14 protein-coding genes and 1 other RNA gene are annotated in these 20,096 nt (G+C 35.9%); 11 read left to right on the plus strand and 4 right to left on the minus strand.

The genetic code is table 11. The features are described from left to right. Nucleotides 1-3: 3 nt before the first annotated feature. Together mvaD and mvk are read right to left on the minus strand one after the other, a co-directional pair. Entirely contained in the window at nt 4-978 is a 975-nt protein-coding gene (gene mvaD, locus JNUCC72_RS02620; protein WP_454144586.1) for a diphosphomevalonate decarboxylase, read from the minus strand. Further along, nucleotides 979-1,887: a mevalonate kinase gene (gene mvk / locus JNUCC72_RS02625; protein WP_454144588.1), complete on the minus strand. Its 909-nt coding sequence runs from the start codon at nt 1,885-1,887 to the stop codon at nt 979-981. Nucleotides 1,888-1,969: 82 nt separating this feature from the next. Here mvk and JNUCC72_RS02630 point away from each other — a divergent pair, with 82 nt between their 5' ends. The 7 genes from JNUCC72_RS02630 (at nt 1,970) to JNUCC72_RS02660 (ending at nt 14,612) form a co-directional block, all read left to right on the plus strand. After that, a complete protein-coding gene (locus tag JNUCC72_RS02630; RefSeq protein WP_454144590.1) occupies nt 1,970-5,512 on the plus strand; it encodes a PD-(D/E)XK nuclease family protein in 3,543 nt (1,180 codons plus the stop codon). Further along, nucleotides 5,505-9,110, plus strand: coding sequence for a helicase-exonuclease AddAB subunit AddA (gene addA, locus JNUCC72_RS02635; protein ID WP_454144592.1), 3,606 nt, complete (start codon nt 5,505-5,507; stop codon nt 9,108-9,110). Before JNUCC72_RS02630 ends, addA begins: the two co-directional genes overlap by 8 nt. A 14-nt stretch (nt 9,111-9,124) precedes the next feature. After that, nucleotides 9,125-11,926, plus strand: a complete 2,802-nt coding sequence (locus JNUCC72_RS02640) for an exonuclease domain-containing protein (RefSeq protein WP_454144594.1) — start codon at nt 9,125-9,127, stop codon at nt 11,924-11,926. Continuing rightward, on the plus strand, nt 11,923-12,396 hold the full coding sequence (locus JNUCC72_RS02645; protein WP_454144596.1) for a hypothetical protein: 474 nt from the start codon (nt 11,923-11,925) through the stop codon (nt 12,394-12,396). Before JNUCC72_RS02640 ends, JNUCC72_RS02645 begins: the two co-directional genes overlap by 4 nt. Nucleotides 12,397-12,445: 49 nt before the next feature. Beyond that, nucleotides 12,446-13,087 carry a DnaD domain-containing protein gene (locus JNUCC72_RS02650; RefSeq protein ID WP_454144598.1) on the plus strand — a complete coding sequence of 214 codons (642 nt, stop codon included), beginning with the start codon at nt 12,446-12,448 and terminating at the stop codon, nt 13,085-13,087. A 105-nt stretch (nt 13,088-13,192) separates the two neighbouring features. Continuing rightward, a complete protein-coding gene (gene pnuC / locus JNUCC72_RS02655; protein WP_454144600.1) occupies nt 13,193-13,957 on the plus strand; it encodes a nicotinamide riboside transporter PnuC in 765 nt (254 codons plus the stop codon). Between the two features lie 22 nt (nt 13,958-13,979). Further along, the gene (locus JNUCC72_RS02660) at nt 13,980-14,612 is read left to right on the plus strand and encodes an endonuclease III domain-containing protein (protein WP_454144602.1); all 633 of its coding nucleotides are present in this window, start codon (nt 13,980-13,982) and stop codon (nt 14,610-14,612) included. 26 nt (nt 14,613-14,638) lie between these two features. On the opposite strand, the gene JNUCC72_RS02665 is transcribed toward JNUCC72_RS02660, so the two are convergent. Both JNUCC72_RS02665 and recU read right to left on the minus strand, forming a co-directional pair. After that, nucleotides 14,639-16,891 carry a transglycosylase domain-containing protein gene (locus tag JNUCC72_RS02665; RefSeq protein ID WP_454144604.1) on the minus strand — a complete coding sequence of 751 codons (2,253 nt, stop codon included), beginning with the start codon at nt 16,889-16,891 and terminating at the stop codon, nt 14,639-14,641. Next, nucleotides 16,881-17,489: a Holliday junction resolvase RecU gene (recU, locus tag JNUCC72_RS02670; protein WP_454144606.1), complete on the minus strand. Its 609-nt coding sequence runs from the start codon at nt 17,487-17,489 to the stop codon at nt 16,881-16,883. The genes JNUCC72_RS02665 and recU overlap by 11 nt, the downstream gene beginning before the upstream one ends. A 74-nt stretch (nt 17,490-17,563) precedes the next feature. On the opposite strand from recU, the gene JNUCC72_RS02675 reads away from it, so the two are divergent. From JNUCC72_RS02675 to JNUCC72_RS02690, 4 genes are all read left to right on the plus strand, one after another. Then, complete coding sequence (locus JNUCC72_RS02675) at nt 17,564-18,097, plus strand: SLOG family protein (protein ID WP_454144608.1); 534 nt, start codon at nt 17,564-17,566, stop codon at nt 18,095-18,097. Nucleotides 18,098-18,115: 18 nt separating this feature from the next. Continuing rightward, complete coding sequence (gene gpsB / locus JNUCC72_RS02680) at nt 18,116-18,490, plus strand: cell division regulator GpsB (RefSeq protein ID WP_454144610.1); 375 nt, start codon at nt 18,116-18,118, stop codon at nt 18,488-18,490. A gap of 23 nt (nt 18,491-18,513) precedes the next feature. Then, nucleotides 18,514-18,871, plus strand: an RNA gene (rnpB, locus tag JNUCC72_RS02685) — RNase P RNA component class B. Nucleotides 18,872-18,939: 68 nt separating this feature from the next. Continuing rightward, the gene (locus JNUCC72_RS02690; RefSeq protein ID WP_454144612.1) at nt 18,940-20,061 is read left to right on the plus strand and encodes a THUMP domain-containing class I SAM-dependent RNA methyltransferase; all 1,122 of its coding nucleotides are present in this window, start codon (nt 18,940-18,942) and stop codon (nt 20,059-20,061) included. Nucleotides 20,062-20,096: the final 35 nt, after the last annotated feature.

Consider the following 20,096-nt stretch of genomic DNA (forward strand, 5'->3'; position numbering starts at 1 on the left):
TATTTATGATAAATACTGAATTCCAGGTCCAAAAGTAGCTTGTATAATTGTTGCTTTTGGCAATTTTTTAGTGAAATAAGCTTTAATCGCGTCAATATTTTTTGACTGTGTTAAGATTTTTAAATTTGGACCCGCATCTAAAGTATAATAACAAGAAATACCGTTATCACGCAACTCTTGGACGGTTTGCATGGCAACCAGTGTATCAGGTTCAAAGTATGTGAAGCTTGGAACAGCAGCTAAGTTAGTAGCATGCATTGCCATGGCATTATTTTCAGCTACTTTTCCTAATAATTCAAAGTCGTTTTGCTTAATCGCATAAGTCATTAGGTCTAAATCATTTTTTGCTTTTTCAACCCAAGCATCATAATAAGCAGACGTTTCAACCGTGTTTTGCATCCCCGAACGTGACGGAATCTTCTTACGTGCACCATTTGTTTCAATCGCCAATAAATGCAAGTCCATCTCAGGATGCTCATCAATTGCTGATCCAACTGAAGTCAAGTCGTTTCCAGTAGACCACATTGCAAAGCCACCAAATAACGAACGTGTAGCAGAACCAGAGCCCAGGCGTGCTAGACGAGATAGCTCTGACTTAGACAGGTCAAGCCCCATTGCTTTAACGGTTGCAGCAGTTAAAGCAGCAAAACCAGAAGAAGAACTAGCAAGTCCTGCAGCAGTCGGGACATGGTTAGTAGAAGTTACCGTGAAGTGGGGCATATCAGATTGGTTAAGCAGAGTTTTGATTTTATGAATATGATTAAACACACGTTCTGCCATCTCATCCTTAACAAGTTCGCCATTTAAGTAGAATTGATCAGTCGTAAAGTCAGAACTAAATTCAACTGTGGTATCTGTATAAAATGCATCAAGTGTCATTGAAAGGCTTGAGTTATAAGGTAAGATAAAGTGTTGATTTTTTTTACCCCAGTATTTAATTAGGGCAATATTTGTATGTGCGCGGGCAGTTGCTTTCATTTAAATCTCCTCAATCCAAGTATTTTTTGCGCCAGCTAATTGAAGCGCGTGACTAATTTTTTCAGCGGTTTGACTATTTTCAGCAAGACTAATTACGATACCACCTAAACCACCACCACTTAGTTTAGAGCCTAGGCTACCGTGTGTGTTGGCTGTGTGAATGAGTTGATCAATAACAGGGTGTGAAACATGTAGCTGTGATAGTGCAGCTTGTGCTTTGTTGAAAACAGCTCCCAGTTTTTTGATATCTTGTTTTTGCCAGAGTAATTTTGTTTGGCCAACTAATTGTGTTAAATCATCAATATAAGTTTTGCCAATACCTGATTGATATTGCTGTTTAACTAGCGAAACTGCTTTTTTAGTATTTCCTAAAATACCACTGTCAGCAATAACGAGATGTGCACCCAGAGTTTGATTGATAAAATCACACTGACCATGATCAAAATAAACCAATCTATCACGGCAAACAGTTGCAATATCAAGTCCACTGGCAGAACCATGGTTCAATTCTTCAGCGTGATTAGCATAGGCAAGTCGCTCATCAAAAGATAGCGCTAATCCTAAAAAGTCATTCAATGCATCAATCGTAGCTAAAGAAGTCGCAGCAGAAGAACCAAGTCCCCGTTCCGTTGGAATATTGCTGATATAAGTGGCTTCAAAAGCTTGATGAGAGTCAAAATGAGTTAATAAATAAAAAAGTCCTGGATGCTCAGATTCAATAGTACTGATTGGTGCATCTAGGTCGATGTTTGCACTTTTAATATAGGAAGTGTTGCCATTAATAGGTGTCAGTTTAACGGTGACGTTAAGATTTTGAATGGGAAGTGCAAGTGCTGTTTTATCGTAGACAACACTATGCTCACCTATTAAAATAGCCTTTCCATGTGCGGTAGCTGTGGCAGATTTCAACAATAATCCCCTCCGGTAAATAATTTAAATTTGGAAAAATATGATAAGATTTAACTACTAATAGCAAGGAGTGAGTAGAAAAATGTTAGATTTTCGATTAGGTGATCAAACCGATAATGTTCATCAGGAATTATTGGATGAAGCCGTTAGTCATTATTATCACAATAAAAGTGACTTAACGTTCATCATTGTTCCTAATCATATCAAGTTCGATACTGAGGTTAGTGCTATGCAAAAACTATCACTTCTTGAACAGAAGAAACTAGTGAGCACTAAAAATTTACAAATATTATCTTTTTCACGTTTAAGCTGGTTCTTTTTGAAAGATAGTCAAAAAGGGCTACTTCCCATTTTAACAGATACAGCAGCTAAGATGATTTTAAAACAGATTTTAAACGATAATCAAGAAACGTTAAACTTATTTAAAACTTCAAGGCTCACAATGGGATTAATTGATAGCTTCTATAAACAAGTTTTAGAACTTGAAGAGGCTTATATTGATCCTGATGATTTGCAATCAATTAGTGAGCAATTGAATTTAAGTTATGAAACAGCCGATAAGGTCCATGATTTACAGATTGTTTATCGCGCTTTTCACCAAAAAATCAAAGGTCATTACTTAACACAAAACCAACAGCAACAGTTCATGAATCAATGGCTAGCTGAACAAACAGAGTTGCTAAAAAATGCAGCATTTTACGTCAGTGACTTTTCTCATTTTTCAGTGCAAGAAAAAGTCCTGATTAAAGTGTTAATGACCTATGCTAAGCAAATGACACTAGGGTTTAAGTTAGGGATGCATCATGAACAACTTAGTTTGGATTCTGCTGATTATGATTATCATGTACAAAGAATGATAAAAGAGTTGTGTGATTTTGCTGAAGATAATCAATTAGATTATCGAACGACTTGGGCACAAACACCGCTTTTGAGTGAGTCAATGTGTGCTTTAAATCAATTTTTTGTCAAAAATGCACAAAATGAACCTGTTAACGCACCTGAAAAAGATTTGAGTCGGCAATTATCTTTTATTGAAGCAGACTCAACATTTGCTGAAACTTATTTTGTTGCCCGAACAATTTATCGCGAAGTCGCCCTTAATAATAGACGCTATCGTGACTTTATTGTGATTGCACCGTCACTTGAAAAATATGAAACACAAATTCGGCCTATTTTTGACCAACTGGGTATTCCATTCTTCAACGATTTACAAGTTCAAATGAAGTATCATCCCTTGGTCTTGTTAGTTGAACAATTAAGTTTATTGGTTGAAAAAGGATTAACAACAGATAGTTTGTTATCTTTCATCAAAACGCGTTTAATTATACCAGAAAACTACGATGATGATGCGCAATTTACGCAAGATATCGCTAGTTTAGAGAATTATTTACTTGAAAAGGGAATTAATTATAACCGCTTAATGCAACCATTTGAAGTTAATGAAGATGATGAGCTGATGGGGAGACTTGAGCAATTAAGACGTTATTATAGTGAGCTAATCACGCTTATTACCCAGAAATTAACCCAACCGCAATCGGTTAAACAAGCAATCACGCATTTTTATGACTTCTTGGAAAATTATGGTGTCTTAAAACAACTTGAAAAATGGCGTGATCAAGCTAATAACCAAAATCAACTACAGCTATCACTTCAACCAGAACAAACTTTGCAGACGCTAGTTGAAATGCTAGAAGACTATTATCGTATTAATGAAGAGAGTGAATTTGATTATGTTGATTTCTTCGAAGTCCTTTTAACAGGATTTTCTTCAGCAACTTTTTCACAAATCCCATCGACACTAGATGCTGTAACTGTTTCTGAGCTAGGGATGGTTCAAGCACCTAAATATCAAGTCGCTTTCATTATTGGTGCAGATGATACGGCCATCCCGCAAATTTCATCAGATGATGCCTTTTTGGCAGGAGATAACATCAACGAAATTAAGTCACAGTTTGATAAAAGTGAACTGACACTAACCTTATCTGAGAATTACTTTGAACAAGAGCTAACACTAGAAGACAAAAAAGCTTATCAACTAAGCACACAACCTTACTTGTTTGGGTTAGCGATGACCGCGGCCACTGATAAATTGTATTTCTCACATGCAATTATTGACCGCCAAAATAAAGCCAAACAATGGTCAAGCTATGTCAAAGATATTAAGAATCATTTTGGCATTGCTTCAATCCGTCAAAAAGATTTACCAACAGGGGAAACAGATGATTTACTTAGCTTTATTACAACACCTGAGTTTTCAGTAGGTTATTTAGGATACTTAAACCAAAATCCAGATAAAATCGCGGATAGATCTGACTTTAATCAAATCACGGATAAGACGTTAGCTAGTGCGACAGATACTCAAAAAGTACAAACAACTTATCAAGCTAAAGACTATCGTAATTTGCCTGTTCAAGTTGACGCTGAATTATCAAAACAATTATTTGGCCAGCGATTAAAAACGTCTATTTCACAACTTGAAAGCTATTATGCTAATCCATTTGAATTCTTCTTGAAATATGGGCTAAGATTGCGTAATCCACGTGAATTTGAGTTTGGGGTTCTTGAAATTGGGAATTACTTCCATGGTATTTTTGATCAATTCGTCAAACTAATGAAACAGCAACAGCTAACAACTCAACCGTTATTTGAAGATACAAACAAGTTTGATCAAGTCTTTGACCAAGCAACGACCGTCATTAATCAACTACCTGAATTTAAACCCTTTAGTCAAAATCAGTACTATCAGTTCTTACAACATCATTTAGTTGAAACAGCCAAGGTTGTCTTACAAGATTACTTAGAACTTAATCAGCAAACAAAATTTGAACCGTTTGCTTCAGAGGTTGAATTTAACTTGAAACCAGATACTGATAACTTCAAACCGCTTAAAATTAAGCAAGAAGGCCTTGATATCCAAGTCAATGGAAAGATTGACCGTATTGATCAAACTGATGATGCAATGCATCCCTATGTTCAAGTCATTGATTATAAGTCAAGTGTTCACGACTTTAATTTGGCACAGTTTTATCATGGTATCTCACTACAATTAGTGACATATTTAGAAGTTGTTTTAGCCAATCAAGACCGATTTGGCGGGGGAGAAGTGAAACCATTTGGTGCGTTTTATCAACACATTTCAAAAGGATTGCTGAACGAAAAAGAGAACCTCAAGAGCAATTATCAATTGGGAGACAGCCACCAGAAATACTTAGCTAATAAAAAGTATAAAGGGTTAATGGTGCAGTATGGACATTCTGATATTGCGACTGATATTGAACCTAATTTGATGGGGACTTCTGCCATGTATAGTAATATGCGTGTCAAAAAAGACCAAAGTATGAGCTTTTCAAAAGAAAAAAGTATTAAAGAATCAGATCTAGAGAGCTTGTTGAGTTACAACAAGCAATTAATCGCAAAAGCTGGTCAGCAAATCTTAAATGGTCAATTCCCACTAAGTCCGGTTAAACACAATAATCAAAAAACGGCACTTTCTTATTCGGATTACCGTGACATTTTCTTCTTTGATGCGATGTTGCCAGATAACCGCTATCGACTAATTGATAGCCTTGATACCAAAACTTTACTAGAAAATATAAAAGAAGGAGTGCTCCCACAAGATGACTAGTCAATTTACCCCTGAACAAACCAAAGCTATTTATAACCATAATCATGACATTTTAGTCTCTGCTTCGGCGGGTTCTGGAAAGACGACGGTTCTGATTAAACGCGTTATTGAAATGATCTTAGCAGATACATCGGTTAAAGAATTACTGATTGTGACGTTTACTGAAGCAGCGGCGAATGAAATGAAACAGCGATTGATTGCGGCAATTAAAGATGAGCTCAAAGTGAACCCAACTCCTGAGTTAAAAGAACAGTTATTGCTCTGTGAAGATGCGAACATTTCAACACTGCATGCTTTTTGTTTGCAGGTCATCAAACGCTTTCATTATGTGATTGATCAAGACCGGTCGTTTAGTCTTTTAACCGATGATGTCCAACAACAACTGCTGAAAGAACAAACGTTCGATTCTGTGAAAAACCACTACTTTAAGACTAATGACACTGTTTTTCGTCAGATGTATCAGAATTTTATGGGTGACAAAAATGATGATGCCGTTGTGTCATTGTTTTTGAGTTTATATGAAACAGTCGTATCAAGACCTGATGGACAAGCCTTTTTGGATGAGTTACCTAAAGCTTACGACCTTGAAAATAGTCAAACGCTAGCCAAGGTTTATGCAGAACTTACTTTACAGTTACAAACCATTCACCAAAGACTAACCCGCATTTTAGAAAATGAAGTTTCAAGGGATGCATCCCTTGATAAAGTCGAACAAACGCTAACGCAGTATTTAGAAAATAGTCAGCAAGTATTAGACTTACTGGGTCAAGAAATAAAAGACTATAATCAGATTCGAACAGCTTTTCAAAATCTAACATTTAAAGCACTCCGTAAGCCAAAAGATCTGGAAGACCTTCAAGCTTTTGAGACAATTAAATTGGTCGTTGCGGGTACAAAAAAACAACTCAAACAACTGTTTGAGCGTTATTTATTGCTACCTTATGAAGAACAGGAAACGCTAATGCAAACTAGTCAGCACTATGTTGAAAAAGCAGTTGAAGTTGAGAGGCGTTTTATTAAGACCTACAAACAGCTTAAAGAAGAACAAAATGTCTTAGACTTCAATGACCTAGAGCAACTGACTTATCAGATTTTGACCCAAGATACTGAGTTATCAAAAATGGCACGGTCATTTTATCAAAATCAGTTCAAAGAAGTTCTAATTGATGAATATCAAGATATTAATGCCTTGCAAGAGGCTATTTTGGCAGCAGTAGCTAAGACAGATGAAGGCAATCGGTTTATGGTGGGGGATATTAAACAGTCGATTTATGGGTTTAGACAAGCTGATCCTAGTTTGTTTTTGAATAAATACTTAACCTTCACAGAGAATCCATCACTTGCCAATCCCAGTGAACGCATTGTTTTAGCGGATAACTTTCGTTCTAATAAGCCCATTATTCAGTTTATTAATTCGTCATTTGAAAAGATGATGAAGCAGTCTTTTGGTGGGGTGGATTATGATAAACAAGCTCACATGAAGTTTGGCGCAAAAAACTATCCCGAAACGGTTGATTCAACACCTGAATTTTTATTTATGGATAGCGAGACGAATAAAGATAGTGACGTGTCAGAAGAAAAAATGGTGATGCATCGCATTCAACAATTATTTGAAACGGACTATCAAGTGTTTGACGCTAAATTAAACCAAACGCGTCCGATTACTTATCAAGATATTGCAATTTTGACGCCGACCCGTGCTAATAATTTATCAATTTTACAAATGTTTACTGAACACGGAATGCCATTATATGTTAACGATGCTAAGAATTACTTCCAAACAATGGAATTAACGGTAATGCTATCTTATTTGACGATTATAGATAATTGTCACCATGATATTGAACTTGTCAGTGTCTTGCGTTCACCGCTTTATCAATTTGATGAAAATGATTTAGCTAAAATTAGAATTCAAAGTCGCGATACAGATTTTTATGATGCTTTATTAGCCTATCAAGCTGGCGAAGACGAAGAGCTAGCTCAAAAGGTGACCCAGTTCTTACAAGATTTACATTACTATCAAGATTACGTGACACAGCATCGGTTATCTGAGTTGATTTGGGAAATTTATCAACGTTCTGGATTTCTAGGATTTGTTAGTGGGATGCAAAATGGTCCTCAACGTCGTGCTAACCTACAAGCCTTGTATGAACGTGCGGCTTCTTATGAAAGTGCAGGGTTTAAGAACCTTTACCAATTTCTAAAATTAATGACTAAGATGAAATCATATGATAAAGACTTGGCACAGCCGATTTTAGCTGAACAAGCACAAGACGCGATTCAGCTGATGACTATTCATGGGAGTAAAGGGCTAGAATTCCCTGTTGTCTTTGTTATGGGAATGGGTAAGACTTTTTCATTACAAGACTTAAAACAAGCTAATGTTTTAAACAAGGATGTCGGGTTAGGTATTGCGTTAAAAGGCGTTCTACAAGATCATCACAGTCAAGTGAATACGTTAGTTAAGGGACTAGCATTAGATGCTGAACAAACAGAACTGTTAAGCGAGTACTTACGTGTTCTTTATGTTGCGCTAAGTCGAGCTAAACAAAAATTAATTATGACGGCTAACGTTAAAAAGTTAGAACAAAAAATAGAGCTTTGGGATACCTATTATGATGAAGTCTCACAGCAAGTGGAGGTAACTTATCTAAGAGAAGGGCAAAGCTTCATGCATTTCTTAGGGCCAACGCTTTCACTGAGTCAAAAAATATTGAATGTACCCCAGTTCCAATCTCAACCAACATCTAGTCGATATGAGGCTTACTTCTATCAGGATGATATAACAGATAGCTTGAAGACTTTAGAAGAGACACAATCGACACAAGAAGAAAAAATCCCTAGTCAATTATTAGCCCAAACACTAGATAAGCTTTATAACCGTGACTATCCGTTTGCTTCTTCTGTTAAGACAACCGCCTATCAAGCTGTGTCAGAAATTAAAAATCGGTTTAGTGACCCCAATCTAAAAGAACTCGGTGCAACTTCTCATTATCAAGAGTTAAATGCTTCTAATCGCTATTTACAACCAATTACAGCACGTCCTGATTTTTTAACATCGTCTTCTTATTCTGCTGCACAGATTGGGAGTGCCACTCACTTGGTGATGCAACAAATTGATTTTAATCGCATAGATGAAGTCAATTATCCCAAGACGTTATTACAAGAATTGGTTGATAATGATTTGCTTGAATCAGACCTAGCTAAGCAAGTTAATCTAGCTCATATTGAAGACTTCCTAACCACAACTTTTGCACATGATATTGCGCATCATCAAGACTCTCTTGAACGAGAAGTGTCATTTTCATCTCTTATTTCAGCTAAAACGTTATTTGATCATTTTGCGGATAGGGATGCACAAATCCTCGTTCACGGAACAATTGATGGGTATATTCAAACGTCAGAAGGTATTATTTTGTTTGATTACAAAACAGATTATATTAACCCTGGTCAAAAGGCCCAAGATATTGCTAAAATAGTAAGTAAGTATCGCGGACAATTACACCTATATACGCAAGCAATTGAATCGTTTGCTGAACAAAAGGTGACAAAACGATTATTAATCTTACTTTCTATCAATGAAATTGTGGAAGTATAAAAGGGGATGCAATTATGCCAAAGAAGGCCACAACTTATGCTGTTGTTGACTTAGAGACAACAGGGACGCATCGAGAAGCTCAAGATCGCGTGATTCAGTTTGGTTGTGCGATTATCCAAAAACAAAAAATTGTGAAGACTTATTCTTTTTTGATTAATCCAGGTCGTGAAATTCCAGAACGAATTACAAGGCTAACAGGTATTACGGATGATGATGTGAAGGATGCACCAAAATTTGAAGATCTTGCTTTGCAGTTATATAAGATTTTAAAGGGGACTATCTTTGTTGCGCACAATGTTAACTTTGATTTACCTTTTTTGAATTATGAATTAGAAAAGGCGGGAATAGCGCCTTTAACTAATAAGGCAATTGATACCGTTGAATTAGCGCAGATTCTGCTACCGACATCTGAAAGTTTTAAGTTGAACGACTTATCAAAACGATTGAACATTAAGCATACTAATCCCCATCAAGCTGATTCTGATGCAATTGTGACGGCAAAATTATTGATGAAGTTGCAACGCAAAGCTCGTCAGTTACCAGTCGAAACATTAAAGATGCTAACCGAACTTGGCGAAGGATTGACTCGAGAAACGGGAGGTTTCTTCAGAGCTATTTATAACTACAAAAAGAAACGACCTCAAACTTTAGATAAGCAATATTTTAAAGTTAAAGAGTTGATACTTAAAAAACAATTGCATGCAACTCCTGAAAGTAGCGACTTAACAGATTATCCGATGGATGATAGCCGTAAGAAATCTCTTTTCAAAGGCAAGATTAGATTTAGACGGTCTCAAGTCAACATGATGAACCGTATTCATGACTTCTTGCAGATAAAAAATAGACATAAGCCCTTGTTTGTTGAGGCACCTAATGGCAGTGGAAAGACTTTTGCATACTTGTTTAGTTATGCGCATAAATTGTCACCAATGCAAAAACTTGTTATTGCAACACCAACGACTATTTTGCAAAATCAAATTGTTCAAACAGAGGTACCACAACTTAATCGCGTGTTAAAAACGCAGTTTAAGGCCGAAATTGTTAAAAGTTCACGCTATTATTTAGATTTAGATGCTTTTTATCAAACACTATCAAAAAATAATCAGACCAACTATACCTTGACTTTACAACTTAGAATTCTTGTATGGTTGCTTCAAACTGATACGGGTGATTTAAGTGAGCTTCAGCTAACAAATTATCAAGATTTATTATTCAATGTCATTCGCCATCCAGGTGATGCTCGTAATGCCACGCCATTTAGTGACTATGACTTCTTTAATTTGGCTCGTGAACGCCAAGAACAAGCTGATGTATTAGTCACAAACCATGCTTATCTGGTGAACCATTCTGATGACATGGTCTGGGGTCAAGATCCGCTACTGGTTGTTGATGAAGCTCATCGATTTGCCGAAAACACCACACAATCATTGTCTGACGGGTTCCAATTTGAAAGCTTCTGGGGATTTTTAGCACATATCCAGTCGCTTTTAACTAACAAGCAAATTGGGTTAATTAACGGATTCAAACAAGATTTGTTCATGTCTAAAGAAATTAAACAAACACATGCCACTTTAGATAAGTTAATTAAAGTTATTAACGACTTTCAACGTTTCTTATTTGAAGGAATTAAGGCAGCGGGTGTTCCAGTTTATCGAAGTTTAAAACAAACTGATTTTGCAATTAATGGCAATGATTTGTTTCCAGATAAAGCTATCGCCCAAGGCTACTTGGCAAGATTGCAAGGACAGCTGGAATCTTCCAGAAAGCAATTACTTGGATTAGTAACACAACTTAATCATCAACGCCGACGCTTGCTTAAAAATGAGTGGGAGACGATCGAGGAGCTAGATAAGCAACTAGTGACTATCGAGACTTACTTACAAAAATGCTACAGCCTAAGTGAAGAAATTAATAAAGAAGACAACTTAAATGATTTGGGATTTGTGTTACAAAGTTCTAAAGTAGATGATCCACTAGCTGTTAATTTGCGATGGTTACTTATTGATCCAGTTGACCCAATCCAAAACATTTTAAAACATTTCAATCGACCTTTATTTATCAGTGCTACTTTAAAACAGCAAGATGACTTCACATATACCTTGAATTCACTAGGTTATAATGAAAAAGATGTTCAGACTTATGTTGCTAAAACAACCGGACGTTATCGAGACAATGTTAAAGTAGTTGGCACGAGTGATTTAGATGGGATTAAAAATCCAAATGATGAACACTACTTAGAAAACATTAGTGAACTTATCCCAGATATTATTTCATCTAGTGATAGTCAGCATGTATTACTCTTGTTCACAAACTTAGAAAACATTAAAGAAGTGTATTACCATATACTAGGTGATGAGCGATTGAGTGATTATGAAGTGCTGGCTCAAGGAGTCACAGGCTCTAATGAAAAAATATCTAAACGTTACACAATTGCAACTAATTCTATCTTGCTAGGTGCTAATAGTTACTGGGAAGGGGTCGACTTTAAGGATGTTCAACACGATATGGTTATCGTCACACAGTTGCCTTTTGAGTCACCTGATCGTGCCGATGTTAAATTACGTCAGAATAATTTGACCAATCCATTTAAGGAAGACACTTTGCCACGGGCTTTAATTAGATTCCAACAAGGTTTTGGACGTTTAGTGAGAAAAGAAAACAGCAAGGGAACATTTGTGGTATTAGACCCTCGTTTTCACGAGTCACCTTATGCCACACTATTTCAAAAAAGTTTGCCTAAACTACCCATTAAGTTTTTCAACAAGGGTGAACTAATAAACTATTTAAATCAAGTAAGTAATAGAGGGAACCAATGAAAAAGATAATCGCAATTTGCATCGGCTTTTTCGTTTTTATAACATTGGGCGTATCATTAATTTATATTTCAGCAACACATGTTAACCGCGTTGAGCAGTCACAAGTAGCTGATATTGTTTACGAAAAAACACCCATTAAAACAATTGACGAGTATTATCAGCTATCCAGAGATGTTAAGTCTTTAGCTGTTAGTGGTAAAGACGATAAACAAGTAGGCTATTATATGATTTACTTACCTGATGAAAAAGCTGCACACTTGTACAAAAGTGATGAAGGAAAATCAAAGGAAGATATCATTAATACCTTTAAAGCTAATCACCCTAATCGGACTATTGAAAAGGTTAACTTAGGTTGGTATCATAATGAACCTGTATGGGAAATTACCTTTAAAAATAGCGACAATTTATGGGGCTATATTTTATATTCTTTCGATGATGGCGGAGAAGTCAGTTATATCGATAACATTTAAAAACTGAATCCTGATGGATTCGGTTTTTTAGTTGAGTAGGAGAGAAGTTATGGAGAATAAAAGTTTGCTGCTATATCAGCAAGGATTTAGTTCAATTAGTCAAGCGCTTTTGAACTATTACAGCAAAATCAATGTTACTGATTTAGAATTAATAGTGCTATTACAGCTTGAAAAATATCGCCAAAATGGCAATTTTTTCCCAAGCAATAACGATATTCAACAACATACCAATTTAAGTGCGCATGATGTTGGGCAGGTACTTCAGAGTTTAATTAGTAAAGATTTAATCGAAATAATTCAAACTACTGATTCAGTTAATAAAATTGAAACACAATATCGGTTGGATAAATTATATGAAAATCTTGTCGATTACATCGATAATTATGTTTGTGAAAGTGAGTCTGAAACAGAAGAAGTCTTAATGGAATCAGATAATCAAGATGGTTTGTCTTATGTTATGCGCCAATTTGAAATTGAGTTTGGTCGTTTACTATCGCCAATTGAACGTGAAATGATTCAGTCTTGGTTACTGGAAGACGGATACAACCAAGAGGTCGTTATTTTAGCGTTGAGAGAGTCCGTTCTAGCACAGGTATATAATTTCAAGTACATCGATAAAATCTTGTTAAACTGGCAAAAAATGAATTTAAAGACCCCTCAGCAAGTTAAACAATACCAAGAAAAATTTTAGAAGAGTTGAGATACCAAAAAACCATCGTTTTATGTTTTAATAATTAGTAAAATAGTTTTGTAAACTGTTTATTATATTTAGAGGAGATAAAATGAGGCGTTCACTATGAAGAATAAACAATGGTTCCATCAGCAACTGTATTACTTGAAAGAAGGCTCTAGAACGGTTTTTTCTTTCAAGGATAACTTAAAAGAGTTAGGGTCTTTGACAACTAAAGAATATGGGTTATTAGCTTTGATGCTTTTAGCTACAATCATATCTTCTGTTTTAAGTGGTGGATTAGGAACAACGATGGGGATTATCACATTGATTTGTTCAATTGCAACAGCACTTAACTTAATCTTGATTGATAGAGGGTTCATCACCAACTACATTTGGGGAATTTTGGCAGCTTTAGTTTGGCTAATCATTGCCTTTGAGAACCGATTATTCGGTGATATTGCAAGTCAGTTATATTACTTTGTGATGCAATTTATCGGTATTATTGAGTGGCAAAAGTCAAAAAGTCAACGTCAAAGTGACTTTGTCGAATCAAAATCTATTAATAAGACGATGGCAGCTATTATGATTGTTGTGACGATTGCAGTTTACTTATTTATTGTTTACACATCCTACCAACTAGGTGGTAATCAAGTTTGGTTAGATGCTGCATTGTTGCCACTAGCGCTTGTTGCACAATTATTAATGACTTATGGCTACAAATCTCAGTGGATTGTTTGGATCATTATTAATGCATTGAATGTGATTATCTGGTCAATTCAGTTGGTACAAACGGATTCATCTTCAACTGTCAGCATGTTAGTTCTACAAGTTGTGATGCTTGTTAATTCATTATATGGTGCTTATGTTTGGTATAAACAAGCACAGTGATTCAGGGGAAGGAAGTTGTTGAGTGTTGTCTTATTTAAGTCAAAAAGAGGCAAAGGTTGTTTTAAGTAAAATACTAGCTAAGTATCCTAACCAAAAAGCAACTCTTGATTATCACAGTCCTTTTGAATTTTTAATTGCAGTTATGTTGAGTGCACAAACTACTGACAATGCGGTTAACAAAATCGCACCCGATTTGTTTTCAATATTGAAGGAGCCTGCAGATGTTAAGAAATTGACGGTAGCTAATATTGAAAATAAGATAAAGAAGCTAGGCTTGTATCGTAATAAAGCTAAAAATATTTATAATTTGTCACACATGCTACTAGAACAATTTGATGGTCAGGTTCCTAAGACTAAAAAAGAATTGCTGACGTTACCAGGAATAGGAATTAAGACTGCAAATGTGTTTTTAGCTGAAATTTATCAAGTACCGGCGATTGCTGTAGATACGCATGTTGAAAGAATTGCTAAACAATTCAAAATGGTGCCAAAAAAAGCAACACCTCTGCAGGTGGAAGCTTATCTGGAAAAGGTAGTTCCTCAAAAAGACTGGATAGCAATGCACTTAGCTTTAATCACATTTGGGCGAAACGATTTACCCGCAAAATACAAAGATTTAGATCCTTATCAATTTTTAGATAAGAAAAAGCCATAGAGAATTTATTCTCTATGGCTTTTTTATTATTGTCCCGTATTGTTTTGATTATCATTGCGGTTATTGTTATCAGTTTTTTCTTCCTCGCGTGATTGAGGAGGTGTTGCATCGTTAGTATTTTGATTATTAGTGTTGTTAGTGTCATTGGTGTGGCTGCTACTACTTAAAGATGAGTGACTAGCTGAACTTTCAGAAGATTCAGAAGAGCTACTATGTTGTGATGATGACTGTCTGGTTGAGTAGCTAGTAGAAGGTGTTTCTGTTACTTGAGGTGCATAGCCTTTGACATAAAGTCCAGAGCCAACACGTTCTACAGAACTAGGTTGTTTCCAGTCTGAGTTAGAAACATCCTGACTCAGATATTGCATCATGTAGCGGTATAATAGTTGAGCAGAATTACTTTCTGTTCCTCTAATTGTACCATCACCAATATTGTCATATCCTGTCCAAACACTCATTACATAGTTCTTGCTGTATCCAGAGAACCATGAATCTTTGGGAGTTGAAGCATAACTTGGATATTTGGCTAACTCTTCTTGGGAGTATTGAACAGTCCCTGTTTTACCAGCTTGAGATAAGCCTGAAATATAAGCACTTGATCCAAATTGTCCGGGTTGAATAACACCTTTTAGCATATCTGTAATCATGTATGCTGTTGAGTCTTTCATAACACGCGTTCCAGTGCTACCAAATGTTTCAGCGTTACCATCAGCCGTTTCGATTTTTTGAATATAAGTTGGTTGGTAATAAGTACCACCATTAGCTAAAGTTGCGTAACCAGCAGCAAGTTGGAGAGATGAAATATCTGCACCGATACCAACAGAAAGACCTGAACTTTTATCAATATCTATTCCCATTGCTTTAACGAAATCACTAGCCTTTGAAATCCCAACTTCTTGAAGTGTCTTAACAGCAGGGACATTACGAGATTGAACCAAAGCTGTTCTCATACTAATTGGTCCCATGTACTGCATATCCCAGTCATACAATTGAACATTAGTCCCAGGGTAAACATATTTACTGTCGTCTAAATACTTAGCTGTTGACCAGTTAAGGTATTCGATTGCAGGTGCATAATCAAGTAGGGGTTTAATTGTAGAACCTGTACTACGTGTTTGTTGAACAGCACGGTTGTAACCAAACTGAACGTTATCTTGATTACGTCCACCAATCATTGCGACAATACCACCCGTATTAGGATCAATAACCGTTGCACCAACTTGTAGAAGACCTTTGCTTGAACCAGAATTATTAAATGAAACAGTCCCATTATTAGCTAGATTATAAAGTCTCTTTTGAGCGTCATAATCCATATTTAAAGTAATTTTTAAATTATCTTGATAGGGATTATAATTCAATTTTTGAGCTTCTGTTAAAGCTTCTTTAATATAAGCATCTGTAATGGCATTATTTGAATCCTGGGTTTTATGACTGTTTTGGTCAACTAAACCGTCAGTAATAGGCGTATCAACTGCTTGTTGATATTGATCTTGTGTAATCTTTTGGTTTTCAAGCATTTCGCTTAATACCAAGTTACGACGTTTTAATGCATTATCAGGATAAACATATGGGTCATAAGAAGTAGGGGCATTAGGCATAGCTGCCATTAAAGCAATCTGAGGTAAACTTAATTGATTCAATTCTTTACCATAGTAATACTTGGCACCAGTTCCAACCCCATAGTTACCGTAGTTCATATAAACTTTATTAAGGTAGAACTCTAAGATTTGATCTTTAGAATACTCGCGTTCTACTTGCATTGCTAACCAAGCTTCTTGAGCTTTACGACTCAATGTTCTTTGATCTGAACTAGTAGAAAAAACAGTCAGTTTTACTAATTGTTGGGTAATTGTACTACCACCCGATGTTGTACTACCGCTTTTGATATTACCTAAAGCACTCGTTACAATACGGATAGGGTCAATACCTAAAGACTGTTGATAGAATCTTCTATCCTCAATTGAAACAATTGCGTCTTTCATAGTTTGAGGAATGTTATCGTTGGTAACGTAATCACGTTCCTGCGTTCCGATACTTCTAACAAAAGTCCCGTTTCTATCGTAAATCTGTGTTGATCCACCAGCTTGTAGTTTATCTTGTGTGATAGTAGGGGCGTCTTTTGCGTAAAAAGCAAATAGTCCAATACCACAAACAAAGAAAAACGTTACAATCATTAAGAACCATTTGACGATTCTAACCCATAGACGAGATTTTTTCTTCGCTTTTTTAGGCTTTTGTTGAGGTGCGCGTTTACGTTTCAATTCTTTATTATTTGTCATATTCAATCCTCTGTATTAAATTATTAATAGTTTCCAAATAAGGTAATGTTGGCCGAAATCCAGGATAAAACTCAATACCATAATCTACAACTTCATCTAATTTAATAGATTTACGACCTGTTTCTTGATTATACCAGTGTTTGATTAATCTTGAAGCAGGGTAGGAAAAGTATCGGTTTAAACTGGCAAACTTAATAATCACAAAACAAATACCTTTTTGAGATAAACAATTCTCAAAGTGTGTAATTTGATGTTGATGAAAATTTTTGAGGGGAAAAGAGGTCTTATTGCGAGTCTCTTTAGCCTCAAAGTCAACATAGTACCCGTTATAGACACCATTGTAATCAGTAGTAGAAGCCTGCCTAAAGTAAGCTTCTTTAATAACTGCTCGACTACGTTTAGGATAGTCAACATTGACTATCTGGATGGGGGTAGGTTTTTTGTGAATGACAGCAATACCTTTGTGAAGGTAGTAATCATTGCTGTCATTAATCTCTTGCTCTAAAGACATTCCGCGTTTTGAAAACGAGAAGGCATTTGTGCCATTACCTTTAGAAATCGAAGAGGGGCCACCGCCACCATTGGGGTAGTTGATCATGTTTCTATCACGCTCCTTATTGCATTATATCAATAAACAAACAAATTTAAAAATTACAAATAGTGGAGGACAAAATGAGAATTTGGCTAACAGGATATCGAGGTTTTGAACTCAACCTCTTTAAAGAAGATGATCCTAAAGCTAAGATTATCAAAGATGTTATCAAACAACGTCTCATTAATCTAGCAGAAAATCATGAACTAGTATGGGTAATCACAGGCGGGCAACTTGGAATCGAACAATTAGCGTTATCAGTAGCCATATCCCTAGGGGAAGATTATAATATCAAAACGGCCATGCTTTTGCCATATCAAGATTTTGGGTCAAGATGGAACGAAAAAAACCAAGAAGGACTTTCAAATTTAAAAAATAGGGTTGATTTTTGTAAAGCAACAACCAATAATAAGTATCAAGGGCCTTATCAACTGAAAGCTTATCAAAAGTTTATTTTGGAACATACTGATAAGGCGTTGTTAGTCTATGACCCTGAGTATCCGGGAAAACCAAGCTATGATTATGAAGCTATCAAAAGTTATCAAAATCAACATGATTACGAACTAGAACTAATTGATTTTTATGATTTACAAGATGCGGCTGATCAAGCTTAATTTATAGGAGGTTAGACTGTGGAAGATAAAAATAAAGCACGTTATGAAGGTATTCAATTCTCAGTATATGACATTTTAGAAAAGCAATTTAGTCAAGCTAGAAAAGGTTATGATAGTGATGAAGTTAATGATTTCTTAGATAAAATTATTGAAGACTATCAAGTTTATAACCAAAAAATTGATGCTTTAACACAAAAAATCGAACAGCTTCAAACACAAAAATCAGAATTAGAAGCCAAAAGTCGTGAAAACAGTTATAGCGATGGACTTGAAACACCAGCTTCAACTAACTTTGATATTTTGAAACGTTTAAGCAAATTGGAAAGTCAAGTTTACCAATTACAACAGCAACAAAGTCAAGAAAATCACAGTTTTTCTGACAATTCATACTAAATTATGGTATGATATAAAATGTAGGTTTTGAGCAATCGCGGTAATCTTTATGATTACTGAGGAAAGTCCACGCCCGCACAGGCTGAGATGCTTGTAGTGTTCGTGCTTGGCCCAAGAAGCCCTGGGACTTCTTTTGAAGTTACGGCAGTTAAAGTGCTAAGGTCTTTGACTATGCATGACTAGCTTGAAAGTGCCACAGTGACGTAGCAATATTGGAAACTTTATTGGTGGAACGAGGTAAACCCCGCGAGCGAGCAACCCAAACATTGGTAGGGGCGCTTCATTTAAGGAAATGAACTAAAAATGAAGGTAGAAATACAGATAGATGATTGCTGAAGGTATTTTTCCTAGAGATACTGGAACAGAACGTGGCTTATAGAAATTTACATAGGATAATAAGTTGGGCTTAGTGCTCAACTTTTTTTTTGAAAAAGTAAGGATGTTAAGAAATGAGTTACAAGTTATTTGCAACTATGGCTAGTGGTTTTGAATCATTAGTTAAACAAGAATTACAAGACTTAGGTTATGAAGTCGAAACAGAAAACGGTCGTGTCTTCTTCGAAGGTGATCAAGAAGATATCGTAAAAACCAACTTATGGTTACGTGTGGCTGACCGTGTCAAAATTTTAATTAAAGAATTTAAAGTAACGTCTTTTGAGACACTATATGATGAAGTTAATGCGATTGATTGGGCAGAATTGATTCCAGTTGATGGGGCATTTCCTGTACAAGGTAAGAGTGTGCGTTCAAAGTTACACCACGAACCTAGTATTCAGTCTATTACCAAAAAAGCTATCGTTAACAAAATGGCAGAACAATATCACAGACGTGGTGTCTTGCTAGAAAACGGGGCAACATACCCACTTGATATTACGATTACAAAAGATGTTGCCAGAGTATCTTTAGATACAACAGGGGCTAGTTTATTCAAACGTGGCTACCGTACTGAGCATGGGGAAGCACCATTGAAAGAAAACTTTGTAGCAGGGCTACTGGGTCTAACAAAGTACGATGGTTCTCAATTATTAGTTGATCCTATGACTGGTTCTGGAACAATTCCAATTGAAGCAGCGATGAAAGCGCGTAATATTGCACCAGGTATGAAACGTGAGTTTGCTTATGAACAGTTTGACTGGTTCGATAATACTTTACTTGAAAAAGCACTTGTTGAAGCTGAGGAAGCAATTGATCGAGACATTAAACTTCAGATTGAAGCCTTCGATATTAATCAAGAAATGATTGAAATTGCAAAGCTTAATGCCTACGATGCAGGTGTATTACACGATATTGTATTCAAACAACGTGCTGTTAAAGACTTCAAGACAGATGTTGAAGAAGGAATCATTATTGCTAACCCACCGTATGGTGTGCGTATGAAAGAAATTGAAAGTGTTCGTAAACTTTACAAAGAAATGGGACAAGTCTTCAATCCATTAACTCACTGGAGCAAATATATTTTGACAAGTGACTTAAGTTTTGAGAAGTTCTATGATCAAAAAGCAACTAAACGTCGTAAGTTATATAACGGCCGTTTAAGAACCGATTTATTCCAATTTTGGGCTAAAAGATAATAAAAAAGCAGCAGTCTACTCAGATGAGTGGGCTG

The sequence above is a fragment of the Holzapfeliella sp. JNUCC 72 genome, assembly GCF_053668685.1.

Coding starts and splice junctions, on each gene's coding strand:
- JNUCC72_RS02665 (WP_454144604.1), bottom strand. CDS start 16,891: ATGACAAATAATAAAGAATTGAAACGTAAACGCGCACCTCAACAAAAG.
- JNUCC72_RS02645 (WP_454144596.1), top strand. CDS start 11,923: ATGAAAAAGATAATCGCAATTTGCATCGGCTTTTTCGTTTTTATAACA.
- recU (WP_454144606.1), bottom strand. CDS start 17,489: ATGATCAACTACCCCAATGGTGGCGGTGGCCCCTCTTCGATTTCTAAA.
- pnuC (WP_454144600.1), top strand. CDS start 13,193: ATGAAGAATAAACAATGGTTCCATCAGCAACTGTATTACTTGAAAGAA.
- JNUCC72_RS02675 (WP_454144608.1), top strand. CDS start 17,564: ATGAGAATTTGGCTAACAGGATATCGAGGTTTTGAACTCAACCTCTTT.
- JNUCC72_RS02630 (WP_454144590.1), top strand. CDS start 1,970: ATGTTAGATTTTCGATTAGGTGATCAAACCGATAATGTTCATCAGGAA.
- JNUCC72_RS02690 (WP_454144612.1), top strand. CDS start 18,940: ATGAGTTACAAGTTATTTGCAACTATGGCTAGTGGTTTTGAATCATTA.
- JNUCC72_RS02640 (WP_454144594.1), top strand. CDS start 9,125: ATGCCAAAGAAGGCCACAACTTATGCTGTTGTTGACTTAGAGACAACA.
- mvaD (WP_454144586.1), bottom strand. CDS start 978: ATGAAAGCAACTGCCCGCGCACATACAAATATTGCCCTAATTAAATAC.
- JNUCC72_RS02650 (WP_454144598.1), top strand. CDS start 12,446: ATGGAGAATAAAAGTTTGCTGCTATATCAGCAAGGATTTAGTTCAATT.
- addA (WP_454144592.1), top strand. CDS start 5,505: ATGACTAGTCAATTTACCCCTGAACAAACCAAAGCTATTTATAACCAT.